A 22,931-nucleotide genomic window follows, 5' to 3' on the forward strand; every position below is an offset into this window, starting at 1 on the left:
TATAAAATACAGCGAGAGTGGGCGACTCATTTTATTTGACGATAGCAATATCTAGCTGACTTTGGCCATAGCTGAGCATTATCCGAAGTTATTCTGATTGAATTTGAATAAATAATCTACGACGAAAGCATGATTGTCGGATTTGAAATATGCAGTACATACTGCCATTATGCATAAAAAACAATCAACAAAATGCCATCAAGCTCTCGTGATGAGATAGAACAAGATCAAGGAAGCGAACAATGAAAGAAATCTATCCAGTACCAGCAGAATTTAAGAAAACCGCACGTACCACTGATACAGAGTATTTTGAGCGTTATCAGCAATCCATTGAACAACCGGATCAGTTCTGGGCTGAACAGGCACAGCGCCTGGACTGGATCAAGCCTTTTACCCAGGTTAAAAATACCAGTTTTGATAAAGATAATTTTAAAATTGAATGGTTTGCAGATGGCCAGCTCAATGTCAGTGCCAACTGTCTGGATCGCCATCTTAAGGAACATCCTTATAAACCGGCGATTATCTGGGAAGGGGATCATCCATCCCGTCACAAGATTATTTCTTTTCATGAGCTTTATGATGAAACCTGCCGTTTCGCCAATGTCCTGAAAAAGAACGGGATTAAAAAAGGCGACCGGGTGGTGCTGTATATGCCAATGGTCTCGGAAGCCGCAATTGCCATGCTGGCTTGTGCCCGGATTGGTGCAGTGCATTGTGTGGTGTTTGGTGGTTTCTCACCTGATTCTCTGACCAGCCGGATTGAAGACAGTCAGGCCAAAATGGTGATTACTGCAGATTCGGGTATGCGTGGTGGCAAAGCCATTCCACTGAAAGCCAATGTCGATGAAGCCCTGAAAATTGCTGGCACCGAATCGGTTGAACATGTCATCGTTGTACATCGCACCGGCAATCCGGTAGAAATGCAACAGGGGCGTGATCTCTGGTATCACATGGAAATCATGACCGTGAATGAGATCTGTCCGCCTGAGCCGATGAATGCAGAAGATCCGCTATTTATTTTATATACCTCGGGTTCAACCGGAAAACCTAAGGGCGTACTGCATACCACAGGCGGTTATCTGACTTATGTGAATTGCACCTTCCGCGAAGTTTTTGACATCAAACAGGATGATGTGTTCTGGTGTACTGCCGATGTCGGCTGGATTACCGGGCATTCCTATGTACTGTATGGCCCACTTTCTAATGGTACCACTACCGTCATGTTTGAGGGAGTACCACAATATCCAAGCTGGGCGCGTACCGGACATATTGTCGACAAGCACAATGTGACCATTCTCTATACGGCACCGACAGCCATTCGTGCCATGATGCGGGAGGGGGATGCCTATGTACGGGAAAGTGATCGCAGCAGCCTGAGAATTTTAGGTTCGGTCGGTGAGCCGATTAACCCGGAAGCCTGGAACTGGTATTACTCTGTGGTCGGAGAAAGTCGCTGTCCAGTGATTGATACCTGGTGGCAAACCGAAACCGGTGGTTTTATGATTACGCCTTTACCGGGCGCGACCGACCTGAAACCAGGTTCTGCAACCCGGCCATTCTTTGGTATACAACCAGCCATTGTCGATGCAGAAGGCAAGGAAATTGAAGGGGTGGCAGAAGGCAATCTGGTAATTAAAGATTCCTGGCCAGGGCAGATGCGCACCATCTGGGGTGACCCGGATCGCTTTATTGAAGCTTATTTCTCGACCTATCCAGGTACCTATTTTACCGGTGATGGTGCACGTCGTGATGAAGATGGCTATTACTGGATTACTGGTCGTGTCGATGATGTACTCAATGTTTCCGGTCATCGTCTGGGTACGGCAGAGATTGAAAGTGCACTGGTGGCCCATGAAGCGGTTGCCGAAGCGGCTGTTGTCGGTATGCCGCATGACATCAAAGGTCAGGGGATTTGTGCCTTTGTTACCTTGCAGGCAGGAACTGAAAGTACTGAACAGTTGCGCGGTGAACTGGTGGCTTGGGTGCGTAAAATTTTAGGACCAGTGGCAACGCCAGATGCCTTGCACTGGGCACCCGCTTTACCTAAAACCCGTTCAGGTAAAATCATGCGCCGGATCTTAAGAAAGATTGCTGCCAATGAACTGGATAATCTGGGTGATACTTCAACCCTGGCAGAACCACAGGTCGTGGATCACTTGATCGCTGAAGTGCAGCGTAATCAGGCATAAGTTTGGGACGTTCAAATACCGGCATTATTTGCCGGTATTTTTGTCTCAGGAATAAGCTCTGCATGCTTTCGAATATAGTGCCAAGCTGTAATCTGCTAAGCTAAAACCATGCTGAACTTAGGTCAAAAGAATGAATGTACGACAACAATATCTAGATCAATCTCCCCTGCAAATTGCCCAGCAACTGGCAGAAACTTTTGCCCAAACAGCCGCAGCTCGTGACAAGCAGAGCGGTAATCCTAAAGCCGAGCGTGATCTGATTCGTCAGAGCGGTTTACTGGGCCTGTCTATTCCAAAACAGTACGGCGGTCAGGAAGCAGACTGGCAGACAATTTTTAAAACCATTCAAATTATTGCCCGAGTCGATAGTTCATTAGCACATGTTTATGGGTTTCATCATTTGCTGATTGCAACGGTTCAATTATTTTCCCAACCAGAACAGTATGGCCCATGGTTTGAACAGACCGCTCGGGAAAACCTGTTCTGGGGCAATACCTTAAATCCACTGGACCGTCGAACTACCGCAACAAAAATTGCTGAAAAAGAATATATTTTTGATGGACATAAAAGCTTCTGTTCGGGCTCCATTGACTCCGATATTTTACTGTGCTCAGGCTATAACGATGCTGGAAAATTACTGATCGGGGTAATTCCAACAGCACGTAAGGGCGTAAGTTTTCTTGGTGACTGGAATAATATGGGTCAACGCCAGACCGATAGCGGCACCAGCCATTTTGAACAGGTTAAAATTCATGAAGATGAATTGCTGTTAAATCCGGGTCCACTGAGTACGCCGTATTCAAGCTTACGTCCTTTAATTGCCCAGCTGATCTTTGTACACATGTTCCTCGGTGTAGCAGAAGGTGCGTTTGAAGTAGCCAAACAAACCGTACAGACTCAAAAAGCCTGGTCTAAATCACTGGTAGAAGAGGCTGTGAATGACCCTTTTACCCAGAAGCATTTTGCCGATTTTTATGTGCAGCTCGAAAGTGTACGTCTGCTGGCTGATAAAGCGATTCAAACCTTACAGGCCGCGTGGGATCTGGGCAATGATCTAACTGCTGAGCAGCGTGGTGAAGTTTCAGTGGCGATTGCCACAGCCAAAATCGCGGCCACCAATACATCTCTCTATATCACCCAGAATATTTTTCAGGTGATGGGCGCGCGTGCGACTATAGCCAAACTGAATCTAGACCGTTTCTGGCGTAATGTTCGCACCCAGACCTTGCATGATCCGGTAGATTATAAATATCAGGAAGTTGGGGAATGGGTACTGACCGGGAAAGTGCCTGATCCAAGTTTTTATTCTTAAGTCTTGGTTTTAAAGAGCAAGGAACACTGCCTCACTTGCCTTGATTAATCAAATAAGCATTGTGCAGGCGGTGCTCTGCTTTTGACGGGCCAAGAGGACTTTCAAAATATATGTTGAGAGTCCGCAAGGCAAAAGCTCTTTGTTTCCCATACATACGTCCTGAGCCAGTTTAAGCACTGCTTTAAACTAGGGCGCAAGGATGGGAAACGGTGGCATCCATGCCACCTTTATTAGCTCAAGATTCTGTTTAATATTTAATTCGAATGTAAATTACAGATTTTTGAATACTTCAATCGCCCGTATACGCGACTGCTTTAAATCGACAATCGGTTTTGGATAATCCAGCTGTAAATCTGGATTTTTGGCATAAGGTTCATGAATGGATTTGGCATCCAGATGCGCCAGTTCAGGCACCCACTCGCGGATATAGTCTCCATTGGGATCAAACTTCAGGGACTGGCTGACCGGATTAAAAATCCGGAAGTAGGGCACAGCATCCATGCCGGTTGATGCGCACCATTGCCAGCCGCCATTATTCGCAGCCAGATCGCCATCAATCAGATGCTGCATAAACCAGCTTTCACCCAGTCGCCAGTCGATCAGCAAGTTCTTACACAGGAACATCGCAGTAATCATCCTGACCCGGTTATGCATCCAGCCAGTTGCCAGCATTTGCCGCATGCCAGCATCGACAATTGGAATTCCGGTCTGGCCTTGCTGCCAGGCAGCTAGATCTTCGGGGGCATTGCGCCACTGGATCTTATGGGTATTTTGCTTAAATGGTTGGTGTTTGGAGACACGTGGAAAATCAAACAGGGTCTGTAGATAGAATTCCCGCCACAAGAGTTCATCTAACCAGGTCTGCTGACCCACATCCTCAATCTGGAAATAGCCATCCCGAAAAAGAGCTTGCATACATTGGCGAACTGAAATAACACCGATATTCAGATAAGGGGAGAGGCGGCTGGTACCATCAACTGCTGGCAGATCACGGTCGGTTTTATAATGAGCCATTTTGTCCTCGATAAAATCATCGAGCAGATCCAAGGCAGTTCGATCCTCCGCAGGCCAAAGTTGGGCAGCATGCTCTACCACATAATCCGCTGAGAATTTTTCAAGATCAACATTGGGGAGCTTAGTTGATAATTGGATTGGATCTTGAGCTTCAATCTCTGGATAGCAGGCGGGTACATCCAGAATTAGCCGCTCATAGCACTTTTTCTTAAAGGCACTATAGACTTGATAGGGTTGATTGGACTGGTTCCGGATACTGCCGAGGGGAAATAGGGTGCGGTCATGATAGAGCTCGACCCTGATTTGCTGCTGTTGCAGCAATTGCTGTACCTGAACATCACGTTCCAGCTCATTGACGCCAACTTCGATATTGGTATGTAGACTTTCAATCTTCAGGTTTTGACACAGATTCAATATTTCTGGCGCCAAATTTTCCCATAAAGGAATGTTCAATATGATCAGCGGGATATTCAGTTGTTGTAGCTGCTGTTTTAAAAATTTAAGCCGGCGCAGATAAAAATCAGTTTTGATCCGGGCATCCTGATGCAGTTGCCATTGCTCGGGAGAGAGGACTGCTAATGCAATGCAAGGTCCTTGTTGAGTAGCATGCCAGAGTGCGGCATGGTCATGTATACGGAGGTCTTGGCGGAACCAGATCAACTGCATGGGAATAACGTTCTGAATCGGAATCAGATTATTTTATTCATTCCACCTGAAAATTCTGTATAGAAACGTAGATATGGGCAGAATGATCAGTTAAAAAACCGCCTATGGTATAAGCGGCTCTTTCATTTAACGCTGGTGAATATTTTCTAAGGTATCCACCAAGGTACGCGTGGTCTGGTCAATTTCATAATTGACTTCATCACCTACTTTGGCATTTTTCCAGGTGGTCAGACGCAAAGTTTCGGGAATCAGATCAATCGAAATTTCACTATTGGCGCGATCGACGCGATTGATGGTCAGGCTGCAGCCGTTCAGACCAATAAACCCTTTCAGGAAAAAGTATTTGATATTGCCATCCGGGATCTGAATATTGATATGGTAGGTTTCACCCCGATGTTCCAGATTTTTAATGATTGCTGTGCCTTCGATGTGTCCATACAGATTATGCCCGCCATTTTCTGCACCGACTTTGGCAGAGCGTTCGACATTCACTTCATCACCTACTTGAAGAGATTTTAAGGTGGTGAGGGCAAGGGTTACATCGGAGATATCGAAGTGAATCTGGTTTAGCTTCTGATCAATAGTCGTTACGGTGAGGCAGACGCCGTTGATCGCAACACTGGCGCCAATAAAGACATCCTGAAAAAACTGATTTTCGTTGCTCACGATAATGGTAATGAAGCCATTGCCCTGGCGAATATCCACGACTTTTTCCAAGCCTTGTACGATACCGGTATACATAATTTAAATTTCTATCTCATCGAGTTTGGCTTCATTCTAGTCAAGAATGAAGCAGGCGGCTATCTCTATGCCGAGAACACTGTGTTGCACAAAAAAAATCCCTCAAGCCGAGCCTTGAGGGAATGAATCGTTATGCTGAGCATTATTATAGTTTAAACGAGCTCAGCTTCTTGTTCTTCTTGTTGCTGTTCAGCTTGCTGCGTTTCGAGTTCACGCACGAGTGGCAAGACTTTTTCACCGAAGTATTCCACTTCTTCAATAAAGTGCAGGAAGCCTGAAAGAACCAGATCAACACCAACTTTTTTCAGTTCAATGATACGTTCCGCAATCTGCTGAGGTGTACCGATCAGGTTGGTACGGAAGCCATCGTTATATTGCACCAGATCTTCAAACGTAGATTTGGCCCAGTTACCTTCACCTTCCTTACTGGCTGCGCCCGCTTCGCGCGTTGCCTCACCGAAAGATTTTACCGCCTGAACATTGGCCTTGGCCACGATTTCTCGCAGTACTGCTTGCGCTTCCTCTTCAGTATCACGTGCAATCACAAATGCATTCACACCAATTTTCACAGAGTGATTATTCGCTTTAGCTTTTTCACGAATATCATCGATCTGTTTTTTCAGCTCTTCCGGTGTATTGCCATTGGTGAAGTACCAGTCAGACACGCGAGATGCCATATCGCGCGCTGCCCGGGAACTTCCCCCCTGGAAGATTTCAATATGCGGTTTCTGTACCGGTTTTGGACTCAAGGTATAGTCTTTGAACTGGTAGTATTTACCATCAAAACTAAAATTGTTTTGAGTCCAGACCCCTTTCAGGCTACGAATAAATTCTTCTGAACGTGCATAACGTTCGTCATGTTCCGGCCATTCTTCACCAATTGCATCAAACTCGCCACGGAACCAGCCACTTACGACGTTAATCGCAATCCGGCCATTGGTCAGATGGTCAATGGTGGCCAGCTGCTTCGCTGCCAGCGCAGGCTTCCATGGACCCGGCAAGATCGCGGCAATCACTTTTAAACGTTCAGTTTTTGCCAGGATGCCGTGACTGAAGCTGACTGATTCATGCTGGTTTTCAGCGTTATAGCCCGCAGTAAAACGGATCTGGGTCAGGGCATAATCAAAACCTGCTTTCTCAGCAGTTTGCGCCAGACGGACATTATAGTCATAGCTCCAGTCCGTACGCTGTTCGATATCGCTGACCACCAGACCGCCACTGACATTTGGAACCCAGTAAGCAAATACAATATTTTTATCTTGTGACATTATTCTTACCCTCTGAATGAAGTGGCCATTAAGCCACTTGAGTCTTTGGCACTTTCTTGCTGTGCAAACGGGATTCTGCGGCATCCAGGCTTGGCACTGCAGCTGAAGGTAAAACTTCTTCCTGTTCGATTTGCTTGTTGATGCCCAGGTTCTGGTTGGCTTGCTGAGATTTTTCTTTAATGACCTCAGCACGCTGCCCCTTTGCTGGCGCCCATTCAAGGATCGGTAGGGCACGAGCCACTGCCAGGGTAATACGGGCACGAAGTAATTCGCTGTGAATAGTATATTCAGGCGTAAAGTCACGATCTGTGGCATATACCCCGATTGGTAAGGTTTGTGCCTGGAAGAAGCTGAATAATGGGCGTAATTGGTGCTCAAGAACCAGCGCATGACGGTCACTACCACCAGAAGCTGCTAAAAGAACCGGTACATCTACCAGCGCCGTTTGTTCTACGAAGTCAAAGAAATGCTTGAACAGGCCCGTAAATGAAGCGCGGTAAACAGGCGTACCAACAATCAGGGCATCTGCTGCTTCAACGGCTGCCAGATCATCCTGCACGCGTTGCGGTAACTGGTTACGGTAAATTGCACCACCTAAAAGCTGGCCGATTTCGCTAAATTTAATGAAATGTACATTGATTAGCGTCGCTTCAACCAGTTCATCCAGAATGGCTTTAACCAGTGCTTCGGTTTTAGATGGGTGATTCAGGCCGCCAGAAACAGCCACGATGTTTAAAGGTTTTTGCTCGGAAAAATGGGACATGTGAAGTACCTAAAAATGGTTAAGCTCGGAATGACCCTATTAATCCCGATTGCCGCAGTAGGTGTAAAATAATGAAATGCTGAAAAGTTATCTGATTTTTCTATATAAGCAGAAAATGTGCTTCTGAAACGGATAGAGCTGGATAAATGGCTGATAACTATATTTATATTGAATAAAGATAAGCTATGCAGAATAGGAATAAATCATATATAAAAAAGTGATGAGAATTAAAGAATTATTGAAATAAGCCAAAATTTAAAAAAATTAAAGAAAAACTCCACATTATTTAAAAAATTGGTGATCTTGCATATCCATAAACTGGCTTGTGTGGTTAGAATAGGAGCTACTGTGCACAAGATCTCTCTCACGTCCTATGAATATTTTAATCGTTGATGATCATCCACTGTTTCGTCATGCTCTGATCCAAGCTGTTCGTTATAGTCTGCCACAAGCGCAGATTCATGAAACTGCAGCAGTCAATGAATTTTATGAACGTCTAGAAAATGGTCCTGAGCCTGATCTTGTCCTTCTGGATTTAAACCTGCCAGGTGCATCGGGCTTTTCTGCTCTGGTCCACGTTCGCGCCCAATATCCTTCGATTCCAATTATTGTCGTTTCTGCTCACGAAGAAGCCAGCATTATCCAGCGTGCGATTGCACATGGTGCAATGGGCTATATTCCAAAATCTGCACATCCAAGCCATATTGGTGAAGCGATTCGTGAAGTCCTCGAAGGTGAAATCTGGTTACCACCCAATCTGTCAGCCAACATGAATTTCGATCCGCGTGCTGCAGACGAAACTGCATTGGCAGAACGGATTCAGTCGCTAACACCACAACAGTTCCGCGTCCTGATGATGGTAGCTGAAGGCCTGCTGAACAAACAGATTGCTTATGAACTGGATGTCTCTGAAGCCACTATTAAAGCGCACGTAACAGCAATCTTCCGTAAGCTGGGTGTACAAAACCGTACCCAGGCGGTGCTTGCTATCAATGCCTTGAATATTGAAGAAAAGAAAATGTAAGGGATTTAACTTACAAAATAGAAAAGACCTCATCTGAGGTCTTTTTTATTGCGAATATATTGCCAGATTAAGCAATATAATCCTGTTTTTGGGTGACATCGGTACAGAACATTGGATTCAATGCGGATTGCAGTTCATCAATCTGTTCTTGAGTGACATAGCCTTTGGAGATTAGGTATTCTGCCACGCGGTCATCACGCAGACTCAGGAAAGTCGCATCATACACACCTAAGTCTACAAACAGGGCAGCAGTTTCCAGACTGTTAAAACGGTCCAGATAAACTTCATCTTCATACATCAGGAATACATGCTCGTCTGTGCTATTCGGATCGACCTGTAGGTGCTCTGCCAGTTCATGCGGGCAGGTTTTGATAAAGAGCAAGTCAGAGAGTTCATCAAACTGGGTGGTATCTAGGCAATCTTCTTCATTTTTCACTTTGCCGAGCCACGCTTTAAAGACCAGTACGGCACCACCACGCAGCAGCATACTCCAGATCTGATGACGGGTTTGTACAGGTAAATCTTCAGCTTCTGCTTCCAGAGATTCAATCAGCTTGTTTTCCTGTTCAGCCAAACGTTCAAATAAACCTAAACCTTGCGGTTTGTAGGCATAAGGTTCAAAGACATCAAAATGCAGTTCATCAAAAACTTGCAGGGCTAAAGGAACCGCATGCTGATACAGGGTTTCAAGTGCCTGAATCTGGGTATCGTCGAGTTTGCTGTATTTAAACATTTGTGCCCAGTCGATGCTGGGTAATAAGGCATTAGCACCATATTGGCGATGGAATTGCTGAGTCTGTGCGGGAAGCTGAGCAATTGATTCATCGAGTTTCATTTTTATAACTCCTATCTAGCAGTGCAAATAGACCAGCTGCCAAAAGGATTTAGGCATTGTCAGATGGAAACTGATCGTTTCTTATATTGTCTATTTTTAGAACTAAGCTTGTTGTATTAAAAATACGACCAAAGTTCTATCTGCTACAAAATAGGATTAAAAATTAATTTAAAACAATTGCTTAAATAATTGTAACTAGGTGTACACATGTATATTAATAGAATTGGTGGCTTTTGCCATAGAGAATGCTGAAATGATAATTTTGAGCAATTTATCAGCAGGAATTATGTGAAATTTGGTGCTTTTAGCACATTGGCCTGATTTTTTTGCCAGTCAGGTAAAGAAAGGTATTTGTTTGGTATAAAAAATGCCCACTTTAAATCATTAAAATGGGCATTAAGATGAAAATAAAAAGTTCTAGCTACCTGAGATTTTCAGACCGGATAACCAGGAACGGAGTGAAGCAGGCTTCAACGGTTTTTTCAGCAGGACAATATTTAAATCCTTCAGGCGCTGTGGCAGTTCCGGATCAGAATCTGCGGTAATCAATGCCACCGGAATATCACTACTACGATGTTCCAGAATAAAGTCCAGACCGATCTTGTCTTGATTTAAATGCTGATCCACCAGCCAGACCTGAATATTTTCCTGCTGAATCATCTCGGCGGCCTGTTCTGGTTCGGTGGCTTTAAAGACCTGATAACCCCATTTGGTCAATAAGGTCGACATGCCTTCCAGAATGGTTTCATCATTGTCCAGACATAGAATCTTAAAGGCCTTGGACTTCAACGGCACAGCCTGAACAGGGGCGGCAACGACTTTCGGTGCTGCGGTCAGTGGCACTTCAATCATGAAGCAGGAACCTTTGCCCAGCTCGGAAGAAACATGAACTGGATAATCCAATAGACCAGTCATACGTTGCACGATGGCGAGCCCAAGCCCCAGACCCTGTTCACCCCAAGGCGAAGTATGGCCACAACGCTCGAATTCCTGGAACAGCTTGATGCGCTGTTCTTCAGCAATACCGGGACCGGTATCCCAAACCCCGATCCGGATATGATTTGGCCGGTTGCTAGAACGCAGTACACCGACCACGACCTTACCTTTGGCGGTATAACGTAGGGCATTGCTGACAAAGTTCTGGATAATCCGGCGGATCCATTGTGGATCGGTGTCAATCCAGAACTGGGCATCATGCACTCGCAGTTTGATGCCACGTTGTGCCGCAATGGATTTGAATTGCAGTTCCAGATCACTTAATAAATCATGCAGTGGATAAGCCTGGCGTTTCGGCTGAATCGTACCGCCTTCCAGTCGGGCAATATCCAGCAGAGCTGAGAGCATGCTTTCTGCCCCATGCAGGGCACGATCCAGTTGCTGCAGGGTCTTGCGATCTTCTTCGCTTTGTACACTTTGCTCCAGCGCCGTACTGAACAGACGTGCAGCATGCATTGGCTGTAACAGGTCATGACTGGCGGCAGCAATAAAGCGGCTCTTGGACATATTGGCTTTGTCGGCTTGTTCACGCGCCAGTTGCTGTTCAGACAGGGCATCAGCGAGCTGCTGGGTACGATCCTGAACCCGGGCTTCCAGTAATGCTTCATTTTCACGGAAGGCAGTAATATCGGCAAAGGTCGTCACGAAACCACCGCCTTCAATTGGGTTACCCCGCATCTGAATCACGCGGCCATCTTTACGGATCCGTTCAAATTCATGCGCACTGCCGACCTGCATCCAGTGAATCCGTTTACGCACATGTTCTTCGACCGAGCCCGGACCACATTCACCGCGTTCAGCGTTATAACGGATTAGGTCAGCGATTGGACAGCCGACATAAACAATATCTTTTGGATAGTCGAACAGTTTCAGGTATTGGTTGTTCCAGGCGACCAGACACATATTTTCATCAACCACACTCACCCCTTGGGTCATATGGTCGATCATGGTCATGATCAGGTTCTGGTTAAAACGCTGCCATTGTGAAGCCTGATCCAGAATATTCGCCACCTGACCGAGGGCCAGGCCATTATTCACCATCGCGGTAGTCAGCAGGGTACGTGCCGAGGCTGCACCAATGGTACCGGCCAGATACTGCTCAGTAAAACGCCACCACATGCCATTGGCACTGCTATTTTCATTCAGTTCCACACTATTTTGAGCACAGAACTGCTGGAAGGCCTGCATGGTTGGACCTTCACCGGTAATGCGCTTGGCCAGCGTAATCAGGTCACCAACTTTTAAACGGGCCACATCCTGATGCGAGTAGCTGACATCAGTAGATGGACTTTGAGAAGGAAGCGGCTTGGTTTCATAGTAGAAGAAACTTTCCGCCTGAATCTGTTCGGCCACACTTGGACGGAACATCCGGGAAACCCAGATATATAGGAATGTGTTCAGACCTAGTGCCCAGACCACACCATGCGTTAAAGGATCAAAAGATTCGAAACCGATCAGAGCTTCAGGACGTAACCAGTTCCAGCCCAAAGGACCCTGTTCCAGAAAACTCTGGCTGAACTGCTGATAGGCTTCTGGCAGGCTGCGCAAAATCGTTGGTAATAGCAGGGTATACGACCATAAAGCGAAACCGGTCAGCAGGCCAGCATATACGCCTTGCTTACTCCCGCCACGCCAATACAGACCACCAATCAGGGCAGGGGCGAATTGTGCCACGGCACTAAAGGCCAGCAGACCAAAGACTGAGAGCTGGTCAATATCATTAAAAAAGTTGAAGAACAGAAAGCCCATCAACATCACGGCTAGGATACAGATCCGGCGGGTAAATTTCAGTACCAGTGGTAAACGCTTGTCATGCCGTGAGATCAGGTTTAACCGCCAGAGCGCTGGCATGATCAGGTCATTACTCAGCATGATCGACAGGGCGACTGAAGACACCAGTAACATACCAGTCGAAGCCGAGAAACCGCCTAAGAAGGCCAATAAGGTCAGCCAGTCCTGATTATAGCTAAGCGGTAAAGACAGTACCGCGACATCTGGAATCGCTAAATATTGGGGGGCCGCATGTAGTGCCCAGCTGGCAATCGGGATAATTGCCAGTGTGGTCAGAATCAGATAAATGGCAAACCAGCGCCGTGCACCACGGATATGTTTTTCATCGCGCAGTTCGACCACTGCTACGTGGAATTGACGTGGCAAGCAGATAATCGCCAGTGCAGCCAACAGGGTCTGTACCCAGAAACTTTCCGGTACGCCAAACAGCTGTACATCATGGAAGGTAGACTGGATATCGCTACTGATCTGAGGCAGATTCTCTGGTGCTTCAAAAATAAAGAAACAGGCTACGGCCAGCAAGGCAAATAACTTAACAAAAGACTCAAAGGCGACAGCCAGCATCAGACCGCCATGCTGTTCGGTGTTAGCAATCTGCCGGGTACCGAAAATCATCGCCAGAATCGCCAGGACGCCAGTCAGGAACAGTACGCTATTGGTGGTACTGGCAATCCCGGCTGAAGGTTCCAGAATGACCGCCGCACTCAAGGCAATTGCACGTAACTGCAAAGCCAGATAGGGAATGATGGCAATCACCGCCAGAATGGTGACCAGCGAAGCCAGAGGCCCACTCTTACCATAACGTGCAGCGACGAAGTCGGCGATAGAGGAAATCGCATGATGCTGGCGTACCCGTCCCAGACGGCGCCAGATATCGTAACCAATCGCGACAAAGAGCAGGGGACCAAGATAGATCGGCAGGAAAATAATTCCTTCACGAACCGCAGCACCGGTCGCGCCATAAAATGTCCAGGAAGAACAGTAGACGCCTAAAGTTAAACTAAACAATAGCATGCGGCCACGAGTACTCAGCCGGCTGGCATGTTTTTCCCCATAGAAAGCGCAAGTAAAGAGTAAAGTGATATAGAGGGCGAGCACCCCTATGATGAGCCAACTGTTCATATAGCCTGATGTGTACTGTGCATGACGCTATGATACCGCATCATGCACTCAGCAGTTTAAATTGATCATTTTTTAACGACCAAAGTCTAAATTACAAGTCATTCTAAATGTTGTTATTTTGCAACAGTGATAATTCGAATTAAAAAATAGTAAGCCCATGGTGGGGCTACAGGAGTGTAACTATGGATGAGGCACAAGTAGAAAGAATTCTACAGAATCCCAAATTCAAAGAAATGGTACGTAGAAAAAGTACGCTGAGCTGGACCTTAACCGGCATCATGCTATTTGTCTATGTCGGTTTCATGTTGCTTGTTGGCTACAACAAAGAATTTCTATTGTCTTCAATTTCTGGCGGTGTAACGACCTGGGGTGTACCTCTAGGTATCGGTATCATTATTTTGTCTTTTATATTGTGCTGGGTGTATTCCTACATTGCCAATAACAAACTTGATCAGCTGAACAGAGAAGCAATTCAGGAAGTGGAAGCGATTACAAAAGAAAAGGGGCAACACTAAGATGAAAGGGATTTCATATCAAGCGCTTGCTGCTGCAGCGCTGACCTTGCTCAGCTCGGCAATGGCATTTGCTGGACCAGATCTGGGTGCTGCGGAGCAGCAAGCGACCAACTGGCACGCGATTATCATGTTTGTGATTTTCGTTGGAGCAACCTTATTTATTACCAAATGGGCTGCCAAACAAACCACAAATACTAATGATTTCTATACTGCCGGCGGCGGGATTTCTGGCTTCCAGAACGGTCTGGCCATTGCTGGTGACTTCATGTCTGCAGCATCTTTCCTCGGTATTTCCGCGATGGTGTTCCTGTCAGGTTTTGACGGGCTGCTGTACTCACTAGGCTTCATGGTGGGCTGGCCAATCGTTTTATTCCTGGTGGCAGAACGTTTGCGTAACCTGGGTAAATTTAACCTGTCTGATGTAGTGTCGTTCCGTCTGGAAGAAAAACCGGTGCGTACTCTGGCTGCATTAAGTTCACTGGTTGTGGTGGCGTTCTACCTGATCGCACAGATGGTGGGTGCAGGTCAGTTGATCAAATTACTTTTCGGTCTGAACTATAATATTGCTGTAGTGATTGTTGGTCTTCTGATGATGGCCTACGTAATGTTTGGTGGCATGCTGGCGACCACTTGGGTACAGATTATTAAAGCAGTAATGCTGTTGTCTGGTGCGACGTTTATGGCTTTCATGGTCATGAAAGGCGTAGGTTTCAGTTTCACCAATATGTTTGAACAATCGATTCAGGTTTTCTCTAAAGTACATGATCTGAGCCTTGCAGATGCAACCAAGATTATGGGTCCGGGTAATCTGGCTTCGAATCCGGTCGATGCGATTTCTCTCGGTCTGGCGCTGATGTTTGGTACAGCAGGTCTGCCACATATCCTGATGCGTTTCTTTACGGTCAAAGATGCTAAAGAAGCACGTAAATCAGTGGTTGTTGCGACAGGTTTTATCGGTTACTTCTACCTGTTAACCTTCATTATCGGTTTCGGTGCGATTCTATATGTAGCGAATAATCCGCAGTTCCTGGATGTTGCGAAAATGGCAATCACAGGCAAGCTAGAGCTGGTGGGTGGTAACAACATGGCTGCGGTTCACCTGGCAGATGCTGTGGGTGGTGACCTGTTCATGGGCTTTATTTCTGCAGTGGCATTCGCAACCATTCTTGCGGTAGTTGCAGGTTTGACCTTGTCAGGTGCTTCAGCAATTTCACATGACTTGTATGCAAACGTATTCAAGAAAGGCCGTACTACACCTGAATCTGAACTGCGCATGTCTAAAATTGCGACTCTTGGTCTTGCTATCTTTGCGATGATCCTGGGAATCCTGTTCGAGAAGCAAAACGTTGCCTTCATGGTGGGTCTGGCATTCTCGGTAGCCGCATGTGCCAACTTCCCGGTACTGGTACTGTCTATGTTCTGGAAAGGCCTGACTACACGTGGTGCTGTCATTGGTGGCGTGGTTGGTCTGGTGACTGCGGTAGTACTGATCGTACTGTCTAAAGCAGTTTGGGTAGATACTTTCGCAATTTCAGATACACCAGTCGTTCCATTTAATGGTCCTGCATTATTTGCAATGCCATTGTCTTTCTTCTGCTGCTGGTTCTTCTCCATTACAGACCGCTCAGTGAAAGCACAGGCAGAACGCAAAGCTTTCGATGCACAGTTTGTTCGTTCACAAACAGGTATTGGGATCTCAGGTGCATCTGATCACTAAGATCTGATGTCCTAAAAAAGCCTCCTGATGGGGGCTTTTTTTATAGCGATAAAATACTTGAGCTATCAAATGGAGAGGAGGACTTTTGGAAAGTCAATCTTAAGTAGAACATTCTCATTTTTAACTGAGATTTCAATGATTTTTATACAATCCTGTTTCTAACCATCAGCCAGATCATGTTATGTTAAGCCAGCGATAACAATAATGATGCTCGACAGGACATCAAGACAAATCTCATGAAGCACTCTCTGCTACGATTCTGGACCCATTTTAAGTATCTGCCTTCTGCCTGGCTGCTATGCCTACAATTACTGATTCTGATCCTGTCGATGCTGAGTTATGACAGCGTGTCTTATCGCGCGGGTACATGGATGCTGGGGGTGGTGGTCTTGCTGGTGATTGCCAAGGTAATTCGTCAGACTCCGATGTTTACCATTCTGGGACTCATCTTTGTTGCAGGGGCTATTTTCTTTTCGTCGTTGATTGTGCTGGGACTACGCTATACCTGGATCATGATCATCGCGCATCTGTTTGAAGCCAGTGCCTATTTCAGTGCAGCGTATGGCCTGTTACGTTATATGTTTCATGACCGCTACCTGACCAAGGATGAGCTGTTTGCAGCGGGAGCGGTCTTTACATTACTGGCTTGGGGCTTTGCTTTTCTCTATAGCATTTGCCAATTATGGGTACCTTACAGTTTTTCAGACCCAGATTTAAAAGCTTATCAGCCGTGGCTGGATCTGCTCTTTCTGAGCTTTAGTGTGCAGTCTGCTACAGGATTGTCTGATGTGATGCCGGTCAGTCCGGTCGCACGGATGCTAGCCATTATCCAGATGTTTGTCGGGGTGATGTATCTGGCCTTAATAGTCTCGCGTCTGATTGCCTTACAGTATATTTCCCATCTTCCTAAACAGACTCATATACAACATAAGCATAGAAAGCCTGAGGAATAGAACGTACAGAGCTGTATAGCTTGGTTACAGTAACTTAACGGCTTTATTTTCCTGAATATTTTAAAATCTTAAGGTCCAAAACGTATCTTTGATCGTAATTCTCTCGATCAGAATGTTTTTACTTATCAATAATGATTCAAGCCTCCCGGCATTCAATCTATTAAAAAATGGGGGATCTATGCCTTCCAAACCTTCATCTTGGTTTGCCAATATCAATCCGAATGTCTTTATTAGTACAGTGGTGATTATCGCCATTTTTTTGGGACTGGTAATACTGGCACCTGATTCATTTGACCTGTTGACCAAGCAAATGAATGCGTGGATTACCACTTCATTTAGCTGGTTTTATGTCCTCTCCGTGGCGATCTTCCTGATTGTTCTGATTTATATTGCCCTGTCCGATATGGGGAAAATTAAACTCGGGCCCGACCATAGTCAGCCAAAATATAGCCAGGCATCCTGGTTTGCCATGCTGTTTACCGCAGGCATGGGGATCGGCCTGATGTTTTTCGGGGTTGCCGAACCGGTTATGCATTATGTTACGCCACCTGCTGGTGACCCGGAAACTGTACTGGCCGCACAGCAGGCTATTCGCGTGACCTTCTTCCACTGGGGCCTGCATGCTTGGGCGATTTACACCATTGTAGGTCTGTCATTGGCCTATTTTGCGTATCGACATAACCTGCCTTTAAAAGTTCGCTCCGCCTTATATCCACTAATCGGCAACCGGATTCATGGCCCGATCGGAGACGGGGTAGATACCTTTGCCACCTTAGGGACGGTGTTCGGCGTTGCGACAACTTTAGGTTTTGGGGTAACCCAAATTAACTCCGGACTGAATTATTTATTTGGAGTTGAGCAGACACCCAGTACTCAGGTTATTTTGATTATCGCAGTCACTGTAATGGCATCAATGTCCGTATTTTTTGGTTTGGATAAGGGCATCAAACGTCTGGCTGAACTGAATCTGCTGCTTGCCTTACTGCTACTCATCTTTGTTTTTGTTACCGGTCCAAGCATCTATCTTCTGCAGACCACCATTCAAAACTCTGGCCAGTATGTTGCAAACCTGTTCAGTATGACCTTTAATCTGTATGCCTATCAGCCTAGTGGCTGGATTGGTGGCTGGACCATTATGTATTGGGCCTGGTGGATTTCCTGGTCGCCATTTGTCGGGATGTTTATTGCCCGAGTATCCGAAGGCCGCAGTATCCGTGAGTTCATTGTTGGGGTTCTACTGATTCCTACCGGATTTACCCTGATCTGGATGGGCTTTATGGGCAATGCTGCATTATTCAGTATCATGCATGAAGCCAATACTAATCTGCTTGAGGCAGTACAACGTGACTCCTCTGTAGCGCTGTTCGAATTTTTAGGTAATCTGCCATTTAATTCAGTCACCAGTATTATTGCTACGGTATTGGTTATCCTGTTCTTTGTCACTTCAGCAGATTCAGGATCATTAGTCACGGATTATCTCACGGCTAAAACCGAGAATTCACCGACTTGGCAGCGTCTGTTCTGGACCGTGTTAATGGCTTTATTGGCCATCATTCTGTTGCTGGCAGGCGGGCTGGAAGCCCTGCAGTCGGCTACGATTATGAGTGCCTTACCGTTCACATTCATTATGCTGCTGATTTGCTGGGGACTGATTAAGGCCCTGCATCTGGATGTAATGAAAATGCATGCGCTACAAGCTGCACGCATTACCCCACGGGCCATTCAGAACCCGCGCAGCTGGCAACAGCGACTCGGTTTAATTATGCATTATCCGCATACGCATGATGAAGTACGTGATTATATTGATACGATGGTCAGCAAAGCCTTTAACAGTTTTCAGGCTGAACTGAAACGTCGTCACATCCAGGTGAAAATCTTTAAACTGGAAGATGGGATCGAGTTACGTGTCGATCATCAGAATGAAATGAACTTTATTTATCAGGTCATTGCTACCCAGACTTTAGCACCGAGCTTTATGCCGGATGCAGATTCTCCGCAATCTTATCAGGCAGAAGTCTTTTTAAGGGAAGGGGGGCAAAATTATGATGTGATGGAATGGACTCAGGAAGATTTAATCCAGGACATCATTGACCAATATGAACGCCATTTGCATTTTTTAAGTTTGGTCCGTTCTCCAGAATAAATATTTGATCCAATAAAAAAGGACGCTGATGCGTCCTTTTTTATTCAGTAACTAATTCAGAAATTAGAAACGGAATTTAGCATTTAAGCCTACAGTTTGTGTATCACGAACTACAACAGCATTTTGAGCGAGGTTTGCTTCGTAGTTTGAGTTCACATAGCTAGCACCTACAGCAACTGCTGGAGTGATGAAGTAGTTTACGTTTGCGCCCCAAGCTTTGTCTGGAGAGTTAGCGTAGCTAGATTCCATATAAGATGCACCAACGCTTAATTTAGGGTTGATGTACAAAGTAGTACCTAAGTTGTAAGCAGTATCTTCACCGTAAACCAAGCCGCTTTCGAAGCCAAGTGACATGTTAGTGCCGTCAATTGCGCCTACATATTTAGTACGAGCAGTGATTGCATCTTGGTCGTCAGCGATTGTTTGAGACTCAATAGCAGCTTTAGCAACGCCGTTGTTGAACATGTTGAAAGCGTCATAAGAAGTTTGGTCTGCAACGCTTGTGTAACCTACAGCTACCAGGAAGTTAGGAATAGGAAGTACACCTACTTCTAATGCATAACGGTCGCCATTGTCATCTGGGTTACCAGCTTTGCTATCAGTGATAGTATGGCTATAAGAAGCGCTTGCATAAGTAGGAACAACTTTAGTTGGGATGTAAGCTTCACCTTTTGCACCAAAAGTATGGTGTACAGTACGATTGCCAGATTCTTGTCCGTTTTCGCCGTATGTATAAGCAGCAGAAACATTAGATGCCTGGTTGATGAAAGCAGCTTCAGCTAAAGGACCTTTAGAAGCGTCTACATCTTTGAAGTAGTAAGTACCTTGAACAGCGCCAGTGAAGTCTTTGTCATTCGCAGTGTTGTCGATGTACTCTGACTGACCTTGAACTTCAAATTGATATGCTTGAGCACCGGTCATGGCTAATAATAAAGCAGTGGCTAAACCGAGTTTTTTCATGATATTTACCATTTTGTTACAAAAGATGTACAACAGAAACGTATTGTATTGTAACAATTTATTAAGTCAATCTGATTTAAAATTGCTATTTTTTTGTGCAAAATCATTGTATTGATTTTGTTTAATAGTCTTTTAATTAGAAAATTTAGTTATTTTAGAAAAAAGCTTAAATAACAATGTTGTATACAAAATAAATTGTTAGATCTAATCAGGAAAATGAATTAATAAAGGATTTTTTGATTGTTTAATTAAGTTGAATAGTGGATTTTAATTCAAAAAACCAATTTAGTTATCATGGTAATAATCACATTTATCACACTGGATTTAAGAAAGGAGTAAAAACTGTAATATAAAACAAATTTATGAAAGAATTGATCGGTTTAGCGACAAAATCAGGGTTATAATGTGATGTATTTCACTGTTTTGTCTATAAATTGTGATATGTCATAAATCCTAGTAAATTAATGGGCTTTACATTGTTACCAAATTGACTGATAATAAAAAAATCAGGTTAGAGTTCATGTTTTTACATGATAATTTGACTGATTCTCCACATATTTTTGTTTTTATCGGCCCAGCTTTCCCCAAGGTTGGGCTTTTTTTTGCCTGAATTTTTTAGAAGCATCAGTTTACGAATTACTTCATAAAAGAAGATTAAAAAAACAAGTATAGAAAGCCGTCAAAGATGATTCTTAAATGCACATTAATGGTGCATTAATTCAATTTAAAACTAGCCTTATTTTATAAAATTGAAAAAAAAACCTCAATTTCTATAAAGAATTGAGGTTTTTTCGCCAAAATTTGCGGGTAAATCAAAAAATCTGCTGAGGAATAATTTAACTCGCCCTAATGCGGTGCATTATGCACCTAATTGTTGCACGTGTAAATAGTTCAGAAAGCGAGTTTTTTAATTTTCTTATATTTTAAATTATGAAATTTTCATTCCTATTTATGTTTTAGTGATAATAGATGGAAAATCCTGAAAATATAAAGAGCTAAAACCTTTAAGAACATAAGAAAAACCTTCTGAAAATCAAAGTAATTGGGAAGAAATATTGATGATGAGTAGACGTTTATTTGTATAATCTATCTACTATTAAATGGGGAGTTCTTGATCCATGTGAAGGACTAAAAATCAAGATGAATACTTTGCGCTCTGAGAAAATCAGCAAACATCTGTACTGGTCGATGTCGATCATTATTTTATGTTTATTGTGTATTTGTATTCCCTTGATTATTGATAGTACTCAACATTATTTAAAATCAAAACAAACCTATCAGCAGCTTGATGCCTTACAACAGGTCACCGATCTCTCCAATAAAATCTCCCGGGAACGGGCACCCGCCAACAAAGTAATGTCCAGCTCGGTTGAGGAATTTGTCAAACATCAGCAGGAGTTAAGCGATTACCGTCAGGAAGTCGATCAACAGATGCAGATTACAGCTCAGGCACTCGATTAGGTCGGTTTTAATCACCTAAGCCAGCAACTTTTATCTGAGTTAAAGCCTAGTCTGCAATATGGGCGTAAGCAGGTCGATCTCTATACTCAGATACCTCGCCCGGAACGTACTGCACAGGAAATGGATCAGGTCATTCTTGCCATGTTTAGTACCTGGGATAGCAGTCGTAAAATTCTGAAAGGGGTAGTGATTGCCTCTGCTACGCCATCTGCCCGTTTGGATAATTACATGAGTGAAATCCTGTTTTTATCTGATCTCAGGGATCAATCGGGTCGGGTAGCGTCAAATGTCATGGCTCATGTGACATTTGGAACCCAGATTCCAGAGCAAAACATTACCCGTTCCTTGCAGGTCCAGCATCAGGTACGCTACCTCTGGGATATTATTGATACTCTACAGCCTGTTCAGGACAAAACCGATGAATTTATTCGTTTACATCAGCGGGTCGGAACTGAATTTATCTAGCAAGGTTTACCGATTGTGGAGCGACTGATTGAAGATAGCCGCCAGCAGCGTCCTTATTATTTAACTGGAACCCAGCTGACTGAAGCTATTGTAGATAAATTTACAACAGTGATTGATTTGCAGAACTATTTACTGCAATACACCAAAGATGTGGCTATTAAGGAAATGCGCCACAGTCTGAATCATTTGATCTGGACGGTGGCCTTATCTGGAATTTCCCTGATTACGGCAATTTTGACCATGATTTTTGCGCGTAAACGCATCTTTATTCCTTTAATTCGCGCACGTAAAATTTTATTTGATTTGTCCACTGGGTCTGAACGGAAGCAAACACAATCAAAACTAAAAATAGACCGGCCTACTGAATCCTTATTTACAGCAATTCAAAAACTGCAGCACATGCTGCAAGAGCGTGAAGCATTAGAGTTTCGACTGAAAAATATTGCCCATTCCGATTCCCTGACCGGACTGGCTAACCGTTTTGCGCTCGATGAATATATCCGTTTTATGGAAGCGCATCCGACCCAGTTTAAGCGAACCTGCCTGATGATTATCGATATTGATCATTTCAAACAGGTCAATGATCAATATGGGCATATTATTGGTGATCAGGTTATTCAACTGGTTGCAGAGAGCTTAAAAGCCAATGTTCGAGCTTCGGATCTGCTGGTTCGTTATGGCGGTGATGAGTTTCTGGTCCTGATTGAAAATATCGAGATGCAGCACGCTTTTATGCTGGCGAATAAAATCCGGACCGAAGTCGCTGAACATTCTATTCTGACCGCAGCTGATGAAGATATTCATGTATCGGTGAGTATTGGGGTGGCGATTGGTGCAGAGTCATGGATCGCTTTGCTGGAACAGGCTGATGACGCGCTATTTAAGGCTAAAGCGAAAGGACGCAATGTCGTGGCTGAGGTTTAAACCACTTAACTGAATTTTTTAAGCTAAACATTCTGAAGAGTCATAATTTTATAATTTATATTGTTAAAAAAT

At 44.6% G+C, this 22,931-nt stretch carries 14 protein-coding genes and 1 pseudogene; 8 read left to right on the top strand and 7 right to left on the bottom strand.

The features are described 5' to 3' along the window. The first annotated feature begins 242 nt into the window (after positions 1-242). Entirely contained in the window at positions 243-2,189 is a 1,947-nt protein-coding gene (gene acs / locus FTV31_RS06620) for an acetate--CoA ligase (RefSeq protein ID WP_180013792.1), read from the top strand. Positions 2,190-2,319: 130 nt separating this feature from the next. Beyond that, complete coding sequence (locus FTV31_RS06625; RefSeq protein WP_180013794.1) at positions 2,320-3,501, top strand: acyl-CoA dehydrogenase family protein; 1,182 nt, start codon at positions 2,320-2,322, stop codon at positions 3,499-3,501. 270 nt (positions 3,502-3,771) lie between these two features. Here FTV31_RS06625 and FTV31_RS06630 read toward each other — a convergent pair whose 3' ends face one another. The 4 genes from FTV31_RS06630 to msuE form a co-directional block, all read right to left on the bottom strand. Beyond that, the gene (locus tag FTV31_RS06630; RefSeq protein ID WP_180013797.1) at positions 3,772-5,181 is read right to left on the bottom strand and encodes a deoxyribodipyrimidine photo-lyase; all 1,410 of its coding nucleotides are present in this window, start codon (positions 5,179-5,181) and stop codon (positions 3,772-3,774) included. Positions 5,182-5,307: 126 nt separating this feature from the next. After that, positions 5,308-5,922: a riboflavin synthase subunit alpha gene (locus FTV31_RS06635; RefSeq protein ID WP_180013799.1), complete on the bottom strand. Its 615-nt coding sequence runs from the start codon at positions 5,920-5,922 to the stop codon at positions 5,308-5,310. A gap of 152 nt (positions 5,923-6,074) precedes the next feature. Beyond that, positions 6,075-7,190: a dimethylsulfone monooxygenase SfnG gene (gene sfnG / locus FTV31_RS06640; RefSeq protein WP_180013801.1), complete on the bottom strand. Its 1,116-nt coding sequence runs from the start codon at positions 7,188-7,190 to the stop codon at positions 6,075-6,077. A 28-nt stretch (positions 7,191-7,218) separates the two neighbouring features. Beyond that, positions 7,219-7,953: an FMN reductase gene (msuE, locus tag FTV31_RS06645; protein ID WP_180013803.1), complete on the bottom strand. Its 735-nt coding sequence runs from the start codon at positions 7,951-7,953 to the stop codon at positions 7,219-7,221. Between the two features lie 373 nt (positions 7,954-8,326). Between msuE and FTV31_RS06650 the strand changes: the two genes are divergently transcribed. Next, the gene (locus FTV31_RS06650) at positions 8,327-8,977 is read left to right on the top strand and encodes a response regulator transcription factor (RefSeq protein ID WP_180013805.1); all 651 of its coding nucleotides are present in this window, start codon (positions 8,327-8,329) and stop codon (positions 8,975-8,977) included. Between the two features lie 67 nt (positions 8,978-9,044). Here the strand turns inward: FTV31_RS06650 and FTV31_RS06655 are convergent, their stop codons facing one another. Further along, positions 9,045-9,812: a hypothetical protein gene (locus FTV31_RS06655; RefSeq protein WP_159123806.1), complete on the bottom strand. Its 768-nt coding sequence runs from the start codon at positions 9,810-9,812 to the stop codon at positions 9,045-9,047. Between the two features lie 417 nt (positions 9,813-10,229). Then, entirely contained in the window at positions 10,230-13,721 is a 3,492-nt protein-coding gene (locus tag FTV31_RS06660) for a PAS domain-containing hybrid sensor histidine kinase/response regulator (protein WP_159123807.1), read from the bottom strand. Between the two features lie 182 nt (positions 13,722-13,903). Here FTV31_RS06660 and FTV31_RS06665 point away from each other — a divergent pair, with 182 nt between their 5' ends. The 4 genes from FTV31_RS06665 to FTV31_RS06680 all read left to right on the top strand — a co-directional run bounded on the left by FTV31_RS06665 (position 13,904) and on the right by FTV31_RS06680 (position 19,049). Beyond that, a complete protein-coding gene (locus FTV31_RS06665; RefSeq protein ID WP_004781535.1) occupies positions 13,904-14,236 on the top strand; it encodes a DUF485 domain-containing protein in 333 nt (110 codons plus the stop codon). A 1-nt stretch (position 14,237) separates the two neighbouring features. Further along, a complete protein-coding gene (locus FTV31_RS06670; protein ID WP_180013807.1) occupies positions 14,238-15,953 on the top strand; it encodes a cation acetate symporter in 1,716 nt (571 codons plus the stop codon). Between the two features lie 236 nt (positions 15,954-16,189). After that, positions 16,190-16,906 (top strand): ion channel, encoded by a 717-nt coding sequence (locus tag FTV31_RS06675; protein ID WP_180013809.1) that lies wholly within the window; start codon positions 16,190-16,192, stop codon positions 16,904-16,906. 178 nt (positions 16,907-17,084) lie between these two features. Further along, the gene (locus FTV31_RS06680) at positions 17,085-19,049 is read left to right on the top strand and encodes a choline BCCT transporter BetT (protein WP_180013811.1); all 1,965 of its coding nucleotides are present in this window, start codon (positions 17,085-17,087) and stop codon (positions 19,047-19,049) included. A gap of 63 nt (positions 19,050-19,112) precedes the next feature. Here the strand turns inward: FTV31_RS06680 and omp33-36 are convergent, their stop codons facing one another. After that, entirely contained in the window at positions 19,113-20,009 is an 897-nt protein-coding gene (omp33-36, locus tag FTV31_RS06685; RefSeq protein WP_180013813.1) for a porin Omp33-36, read from the bottom strand. 1,140 nt (positions 20,010-21,149) lie between these two features. Between omp33-36 and FTV31_RS06690 the strand changes: the two are divergent. After that, a pseudogene (locus FTV31_RS06690) lies at positions 21,150-22,859 on the top strand (GGDEF domain-containing protein). Positions 22,860-22,931 lie beyond the last annotated feature (72 nt).

The sequence above is a fragment of the Acinetobacter sp. YH16031 genome (genome assembly GCF_013417335.1).
In the GTDB taxonomy this organism is placed as follows: Bacteria; Pseudomonadota; Gammaproteobacteria; order Pseudomonadales; family Moraxellaceae; genus Acinetobacter.